The following is a 7,048-nucleotide window of genomic DNA, read 5'->3' as shown; positions in this document are numbered from 1 at the left end:
AAGGCTAAGTTTTTACTAAAAATAGCAAAAATATTCCTATTCATAGAAATTGAAAGATTTATTCAACAGTCTTTTATCTATAAAAGATTTTTGATTTAAATTATACTCCAATCTTATAAGTAAAATCACCGTCATCCTCGTGCTTGACACGGGGATCTCTTGGCTATTTTAGAGATTCCCGCCTACGCGGGGAATGACTAAGAATATTAAATCAATCCAGCATAACATTTTCGTTTATAGCTAGCTCTTTCTTTTTTTAGATAATTAATCACATTCTATTGTGTGTTCTAACGCTTCTTTAGAAAGCTCAAGAAATTGTTAGCTAAATTAGCGGAGGCGGAGCAAAAGCTAACTATTTTTATCCTTTTGAACAACTTGTTGGTGCTTAATTTTAGATCTAATTATTAACCCATCATTCACTCCCAAAAGAGATTTTCCAATATTTTTTTCAATGGTTATACTTGGGACATACCCTAATTTTATGATTTCACGATATAGGCAATCAAGAATACTATTATTATTTTCTGGTTTTCCCTCCTCCATTTTAAGAGAAAGAAAGTTTGAATTTCTTAAAGGCTTGATAAGAATTTTTCCAGGAATTGAATTTACCTGACTATGGGGATCAATACGCTCTATAGAGTCAGTTTTGACAAAAATAATATCTTCTACTAGTGACAAATCTGCTAATTGCTTAAATGATAAGAGATAGTGATTATTATCTTGTATAACATAAACATATGCAATATCAATTGGATCAACCCCAAAATAGCAAAGATTATATGCCAAAATACATTTATCCAATGGCTGCAGATTTTCTTTTTCTAATATTTCCACTTGCTCTAAAGCCCAAGATCTTATAGCTTTATCAGAAGCTGAATACCCTTTACCCTCTCTTTTAGCTGACTGAAGTAAATGATCAATATACCCCATATAGTATTCACCACTTCGATAGTGAATACTACTACTAAGGCCTCCAACAGATTTTAAGCTCAGAAAATTCTGCTCTGTACCAAGTAATATGGATATTGCCGCTAAACCATGCCACTGACCATCTTCAATAATTGGTCGTAGTCTATGAACATTCGATTTTATATATTCTGCAACGTGTTGGGGTTGGTGTCGTGAATAAGATATTCTATGTAACCAATAACTGTAATCTGTTTCTTCCTTTATATCTTTATGAATTTCTTTCCCACTTGAATCATCAGTCGAAAAATATACCGATACATCTATTGCTGCACATATCGATGAAATGTATTCCTCGATGGATACTTCAATATTTTCAGCCTTCACTTGGTTACGCTTAATCATGACCTTATCAACACTATTAAGCAAGCCTTTCTTCAAGCTTAATTTTACTTGGGTGGAGATGTTTGAGTTAAAATCTTCTGGTATTTCGGCTTTAAGTAGAGGACGTAGAGACAAACCATTATTGAAGATTAATTGGCGTATCTCTGAAGAGCCTCCATTCCAGGGTTTGCTCGAGACTCTTACCTTATCTGCCACCATAAACACGGAATAAAAGCCAATCCCAAATTGACCAACAGATTTAAACTTGGAAGATCGAAGTCCTGGAAATTCACTTTGTACCAAAGAAGACTTCCAAAAGCTCGTACCGAAATCTAATAAAGGACCAGTTAATACTCGCTGGGACATACCAACTCCATTATCTTCAACATATAAGCAATATCCTTCGCCATCATTTTTTAATCGAATTGTTATTTGGCCAGAAAAATCACTATCTATTTCTCTTCTTGCATGTATAGAGTCTCTAGAGTTTTGTATAAGCTCTCTAATTATTACTTCAAACTTATCACAACTTGAGCCATATAGTTTCTCACCACCTAATGAATTTATAAGGTTTTCTAAATTGCTTACATGGACTTCCGCCATACAAGGGCTCCATCCCTCAGTTTGAACATACTTTGCCATTAACTCTGGTGATTCTACGCCTTTAACTCGTTTAACTTGAAACTGTGGTGTTTCAACTTGCTTCGATTCAAGTAAAGCATTAGACGATCTAATTTCTTTTTCAATCATATTGATAGTGTCATATACAATCCACCAAGCTTCAGATTCACTCTCCAGAAATCTACGTGTCGAAGTAAATAATAATGTTGAGTTGGTACTGTCAGATTGATCTAAATCTACACAGGCCAATTTATTTTGTGCTTGCCAATGGGTAAATGAAATACCTATTCTTTTAATTAAGGCATGCAAGAAATCAGGAGCTCTTTCACTATCTATATGAGCAGCATCAGCACAACGCACCATACAAGCAATTTTAATTGGATCAATTCGCCAATCACGTGGAAAGCTTGGTAATGCATTAACTTGATTTTGAAACTTACTTGCTACATCTTCTATTGACCAATGATGGCTTGCAGCAATTTGACCTATTAATTTACCCAGGTGGTTTCTAAGAGTAGTGTTTTCTAATAAAAATAATGGTGCTTTCGTTTCTGGATGTTCCCAATTTCTTTCTGTTAATACTTCTGCTTGGTGTGCATGGAGAGCTCTCAATGCAGAAAAGTCAGCGATTTTTTCCAATTCCGAGGTATCAACTACATTTTCAGAGACACTTGCATAAGAGTCCTTCCAAACATCTGTATCACGAATACCATCGATACCATTGTCATATGCTTCAAAGCATAAAGCTGAATCATGTAATAATACTGCGCCACCAAATACAAACGCTTCAAGAGGGTTAAGTGGATAATCATCACCACAGATAATATCTGCAACTTCCCACAAAGCATCTAAGTGACTTATGTCATGTTGAGTTAATCCCGGCAAAGTAGCTGAAATTTGTGAAACTAAGTATGTTACATTCTCTCTAAATTTAATGAATGATGCTCTTAATTCATCACGCTTGTCTTTGTACCCGTCATTGTTTACTTCTGCTAGTGTTCGACGCCACAATTTCGTGTTTTTTATTCTTTCTATCGACAAATCCCACATCCCCTGAATTAGACAATTAACTTAATAAGCAGCACACATTAATACGCACTTACGTGAGATCTTACTATGTAATTTTATACTCCCTCACTCACATTACATCAATTATAATTACATCACTACACATTCAAATTATCTTACAATAGTCTAACTCTATTCAATGATAGATAGACACTTAACAAAGCTACTATACCAACCTATGTATAATCTGATGTCAATCCATCAAAATCAACCAATTTCCATTGCCAATTAGGTTCGCCTACAGTACCAGGAGTATTTAGCCTAGCATCGCTATCTAGTTCAAGAATATCTTGTACTGGCAATATTACATATTTAGCATCACAATTTAGTAGATATTTAATAATCTTTCTAAAGATATTCTTATCATTAGCTCTAAAATAACGTTTTAAAAGTTTTCTTTGATATCTATTTAGCTCATCAAAATACCAACCTTTTAGCGTATTGTTATCATGCGTTCCAGAGTAAGCAACAATATTTGCATCATCAATGAAGCTACCAGTCTTCAGATCAAAATGAAAAGGAAATACTTTCATACCTTTTAGATTATAGTGATCACGCAACTCTAATACTTCAGGACGTAGATCCCCAAGATCTTCAGCTATAATATTTGCATTAGGTAATTTCTCAAAAACCGTATCAAAGAACTTATATCCTGGAGCTTCTATCCATTCGCCATTGATAGCTGTCTTGGCATCTGCGGGTATCTTCCAGTATGTATCAAAGGCTCTAAAATGATCAATTCTAACAATATCAAATAGTTTAAAATTACCTTTTAAGCGCTCTATCCAAAATTCAAAGTCAGTCTCTTCTAATCTATCCCAGTCATATAATGGATTTCCCCATAATTGGCCTGTCTCTGAAAAGAAATCTGGTGGAACACCTGCAACAAAAGTAGGATTTTGATCTTTATCTAATAAAAATACATCTTGATGTTCCCATACATCTGCAGAGTCAAAACCTAAATAAATAGGTAAATCACCCATAATTTCGATATTATTTTCATTTGCATATTTTCTTAGCTTGAACCATTGCTTATAAAATATATATTGTAGAAATAACTCATAATCAATATCTGACTGATACTGCTCAAGTTTTATAGCTTTATCTTTAATCCAACTTTTATATTCTTGAGGCCAAAGATTCCAAGCTTGATTATTATTAGCTTTTCTAAAAGCTCTAAAAATAGCATAGTTTAAAGCCCAATCATTTTCATCAATAAACTTTTGATATTCTAACTTAAGACTTTCATCTGTAGATATTTTAAACTTATCAAAGGCTTTATTTAGTAGTTTAGCTTTATGTGATCGGACAATATTATAATCAACAATATCTAAATCAGCATTTAAATATTCTACATCAGAATTATTCAGCAACCCTATTTCAACTAAGTCATCAATTGCTATATAGATCTCGTCTCCTGCAAAAGAAGAACTAGATTGATATGGCGAATTACCATAACCTAGAGGCGTAAGAGGTAATACCTGCCATATCTTTATATTTGCTTGTTTTAAGATATCGATAAATTTATAGGCATTTTGTCCTAAGTCACCAATACCAAAGTGACTAGGTAAGCTTGATACAGCTAATAATACTCCAGTTTTTTCCACAAAAAACTCCAATATAAATTGTCATTCTATGGCTTCGACCATAGAATCCATTGATAATTCAGCTAATGAGGATGGATACTACGGTCAAGCCGTAGTATGACAGTAGTTTATTAAAATATAGCTCCCTATATCTTCCAAATATGCTTATTGTATTGTCCAATAGTTCTATCAGAACTAAAGAAGCCAGACTTAGCTGTATTTACTAAGCTCATTCTTAACCAATGCTCACGATCTTCATAATCTCTAAACACTTGATCTTTAACTTTAATATACTCAACTAAATCTATCAAAGTCATAAACCAATCTTTACTAATCAACTCATTGAATAAAGGAATTAATTTATCCTTATCACCAATTGATAATAGTGTTGGAGAAATTATAAAATCAACAACATTCTTAATTACAGGATTGTGATAATAATCTATCGATTTATAACCATGCGTTTTATATAAATCAATAATAGTATCGCTATCTTTACCAAATGTATAAATATTAGCACTTCCTACTAGTTCAGCTATCTCAACGTTAGCACCATCCATAGTACCAAGAGTAATAGCTCCATTTAGCATAAACTTCATGTTCCCAGTACCGCTAGCTTCTTTAGAAGCCAAAGATATTTGCTCAGATACATCTGTAGCTGGAATCAACTTCTCAGCAACACTAACATTATAGTTCTCAACAAAAAGTACTCTAATATATTGATTAACTTCTTCATCATTATTAATTAACTCTTGTAAGCATAGAATCAAATGAATAATGTGCTTAGCAACTGTATAAGCAGGAGCCGCTTTACCGCCAAATATAAAGTTAATTGGTCTCTTAGGCTTTGGATAAAGTCCTGATTTAATTTCAAGATATTTATGAATAATATATAAAGCATTCATCTGTTGACGCTTATATTCATGAATACGTTTTATTTGAACATCAAAGATACCATCTTTTAATAGCTCAACTCCTGAATAATAACTCGCAAACTCTATAAACTGTTGCTTTTTAGTTTTCTTGATTTCATCAAGCTTAGCTAATACATTCTTATCGTTATGATAAGCTAATAATTTTTCTAACTGCTTAGAATCCTGAATATAGCTATCACCTATTAAACTTTTTAAATAAGATGCTAACTCAGGGTTTGCTTGTAATAACCAACGTCTAAATGTAATACCATTAGTTTTATTATTAAACTTGGTAGGATATATATCATTAAAATGTTTTAACTCTGAATTTTTTAAGATATCAGTATGAAGCGCTGCAACACCATTAACACTAAAGCTATAATGAATACAAATATGAGCCATATGAACACGATCATTTTCATCTATTATTGCAATCTCAGGATCTTTGTATTGTTCTTTAATTTTCTTATCAAGATATTTAATGATACCTATCATTTCTGTAGATAGAACTTTTTCTAAATAGTTTAATGGCCATTTCTCCAGTGCTTCTGCTAGAATTGTATGATTCGTATAAGCAGTAGTTTTGCTAACAAGCTCTATAGCTCTATCAATATCGATACCATTTGCTACTAATTGACGAATTAACTCAGGAATAACTAAAGTTGGATGAGTATCATTAATTTGCACCACAGCATGCTCAGGTAGACTTTCTAATGAATAACCATTTTTAGTAATATCAGAGAAAATTAAACTAACAGCATTACTAACCATAAAATACTGTTGGAAAATTCTTAAAAGATGTCCTTCCTCATCACTATCATCAGGATATAAAAATAAAGTTAAATTCTTTTCAATAGCTGTTTTATCAAAAGTAATACCATCTTCTATTACACTTGAATCAATACTTGCTATATCAAACAAACATAATTTATTTACAAAGTTATTCTTATAGCCAACCACATCAATCTCACATAATTGAGACTCTACACTAAAGTTATTAAAATTGACCTTATAGCTGACATCTTTTTTATTTAACCATCCTAACTTTTCAATCCAATGATTTGGTTTTTCACTTTGGCTATTATTTTTAAACTTTTGCTTAAATAAACCATAGTGATAATTCAAGCTAATACCTGTACCAGGAATACCTAATGATGCTATAGAATCTAAAAAACATGCTGCTAATCTTCCCAAACCTCCATTACCTAATGATGGCTCTGGTTCAAACTCTTCAATTTGTACAATATCTTTACCATTGTCTTTTAATATCTGGCAAATGTCATCATAAACACCTAAGTTAATTAAATTACTAATCAGCATTTTTCCAATTAAAAATTCACTAGAAATATAATAAATTTTCTTTTTATAATCATGCTCTGGAATCTTGCTTGTTTGTTCCTTAGCATAAGTTAGTAATGCGTAGTATAAATCTTGATCATTTGCTTGGCTAACATCACCATTTAGTATTTTTTCAAGATATAGTTCAATTTGATTTTTTTCATTCATTTTAATAAAACCTTTAATAAGAATTTACTTTAGTTAAAAATATTGATTTATGTAGGCAATATA

Annotated in this window: 3 protein-coding genes; all 3 read right to left on the bottom strand. The window is 32.1% G+C overall.

What is annotated here, in order from left to right:
* Positions 1–348: 348 nt before the first annotated feature.
* Complete coding sequence (locus tag R8535_RS07325) at positions 349–2,961, bottom strand: HD domain-containing protein (RefSeq protein ID WP_329497898.1); 2,613 nt, start codon at positions 2,959–2,961, stop codon at positions 349–351.
* A gap of 194 nt (positions 2,962–3,155) precedes the next feature.
* On the bottom strand, positions 3,156–4,586 hold the full coding sequence (malQ, locus tag R8535_RS07320; protein ID WP_329497899.1) for a 4-alpha-glucanotransferase: 1,431 nt from the start codon (positions 4,584–4,586) through the stop codon (positions 3,156–3,158).
* A 125-nt stretch (positions 4,587–4,711) separates the two neighbouring features.
* The gene (gene glgP / locus R8535_RS07315; RefSeq protein ID WP_329497901.1) at positions 4,712–6,985 is read right to left on the bottom strand and encodes a glycogen/starch/alpha-glucan family phosphorylase; all 2,274 of its coding nucleotides are present in this window, start codon (positions 6,983–6,985) and stop codon (positions 4,712–4,714) included.
* Positions 6,986–7,048 lie beyond the last annotated feature (63 nt).

The organism is Francisella sp. 19S2-4 (genome assembly GCF_036281795.1).
GTDB lineage: Bacteria > Pseudomonadota > Gammaproteobacteria > Francisellales > Francisellaceae > Francisella.
Note: the sequence above shows the minus strand (reverse complement) of the source record. Positions and strands in the feature narration are given on the sequence as shown.

Coding starts and splice junctions, on each gene's coding strand:
- R8535_RS07325 (WP_329497898.1), bottom strand. CDS start 2,961: ATGTGGGATTTGTCGATAGAAAGAATAAAAAACACGAAATTGTGGCGT.
- glgP (WP_329497901.1), bottom strand. CDS start 6,985: ATGAATGAAAAAAATCAAATTGAACTATATCTTGAAAAAATACTAAAT.